General features: G+C 36.1%; 1 protein-coding gene and 2 rRNA genes. All 3 read right to left on the reverse strand.

The genetic code is table 11. The features are described 5' to 3' along the window. Positions 1–564: 564 nt before the first annotated feature. Positions 565–1296: a DsbA family oxidoreductase gene (locus tag KFD70_RS29035; protein ID WP_336454661.1), complete on the reverse strand. Its 732-nt coding sequence runs from the start codon at positions 1294–1296 to the stop codon at positions 565–567. Positions 1297–1486: 190 nt separating this feature from the next. Then, a 5S ribosomal RNA gene (gene rrf, locus KFD70_RS29040) occupies positions 1487–1602 on the reverse strand. Between the two features lie 50 nt (positions 1603–1652). Further along, positions 1653–1753, reverse strand: a 23S ribosomal RNA gene (locus KFD70_RS29045); the annotation flags it as partial.

Here is a 1753-nt window from a genome sequence, read left to right on the forward strand (position 1 = left end):
GTATTAGGCACGCCGCCAGCGTTCATCCTGAGCCAGGATCAAACTCTCCAATAAAGTTTGTCTAGCATCTAAAATAAAAATTGACGTTTCACGTTGTTTGTTTCGTTCAGTTTTCAAAGAACTCGTTTGTCGCTCATTTGCGACTCCCTTATGTTAACATTTTCATCTTTCAATGTCAACTAAGTTTTTTATTTCGTTTGTCGCGTTTTGCTTGTTGCTATCAGCGACTCGTATAATAATACACCTCTGTATGATAATAGTCAATGGGTTTTTAAAAGTTTTTCATGAAAATATAATTTGTGCTGTTTCATTACTATAATATGAGAAAAAAACCATTAGCCAACATTTTATATTGCTCACAACATACTGATTTACTAGAAGAAAATCTTTTTCTACTCAAACAGACATGTTACTTTCTCAAAATCAACTAAATGCACACCCCCCAGAAACTTCATCCGTTTCTGGGGGGTGAAAATTAAATCAAGAAATGATTAATACTTCTGCATACAACATGCAAAACTTATTCTCCAAATACACCATATGCTGCATAACAAATGAAGAAAGCTATTGTTCTTTTGAGGGTACCGAACAACTACCATCTGTGCAAAAGGCACCGTTTGTACTATTCGATGAAAGATCTTGGAACTGAGACTTAGGATTCTCTTCTTCCCACACCTTTTGAAGTGCACCAACAAACGTTTCAAGTGGTTGCGCACCTGAAATAGCATATTTTTGATTAATAATAAAATAAGGTACTCCAGTGATCCTATATTGTTGGGCAATCCCTTCATCAATTCGAACATCATTTGCATAAGCATCTTTATTATTTAAAACGTTTAAAGCTTCTTGCCTATCTAAACCTGAAGCTTCAGCAATATCAGCAAGTGTTTCCACATCACTTAAGTTTTTAGATTCGGTAAAATATGAAAAAAGCAGATTTTCTATGATATCCTTTTCTTTTTCATGATTCTTTGCAAACTTCGCCAAACGGTGAGCATCAAAAGTGTTTGTTGGTTTCATCTCTTCAAAATTAAAAGTTAAACCTACACTAGCTGCCTGGTGGCCTATTTGCACACTATTTTGCTTAGCTTCTTCAATACTAATCCCATACTTTGATGCAATGGCTTCGTGAACACTTATTCCAGAATAGATTGGAGTATTGGGGTCTAATTCAAAACTTTTAAACTCAACATCGACATCATTTTTATACGGAAATTGGTCTAAAGCCTTTTCTAACCTACGCTTCCCAATATAACAAAACGGACATACAAAATCAGACCAAACTTCAATTTTCATGCTAACACCTCTTTAAAATTTAGGTTTCAATCATTGTAGCATGAGCATTTAATAATTTAAAAATTTATGCTTCAGAGAGCTAGGCTTGCAGTATCAGATAAACCCTATAGAAGAGAAATTATTCGCATACGGAAATATGTATTATGTTATGAACCACAAAAAAACCTAAGTCGAAAAGACTTAGGTTTTTGCTTGGCGACGTCCTACTCTCACAGGGGCAAGGCCCCAACTACCATCGGCGCTAGAGAGCTTAACTTCCGTGTTCGGTATGGGAACGGGTGTGACCTCTCTGCCATCATCACCAAACTATTGAAGGTATATTCCTTCAAAACTAGATAACATTTGCTTCATATTATATGGTTAAGTCCTCGATCTATTAGTATTCGTCAGCTCCACATGTCACCATGCTTCCACCTCGAACCTATCAACCTGATCATCTTTCAGGGATCTTACTAGC

It is taken from the genome of Bacillus pfraonensis, assembly GCF_050768835.1.
Classification (GTDB): Bacteria; Bacillota; Bacilli; order Bacillales; family Bacillaceae_G; genus Bacillus_A; species Bacillus_A pfraonensis.

Bases quoted from the DNA above. Each gene is read 5' to 3' on its own strand.
- KFD70_RS29035 (WP_336454661.1), bottom strand. From the start codon at position 1,296: ATGAAAATTGAAGTTTGGTCTGATTTTGTATGTCCGTTTTGTTATATT.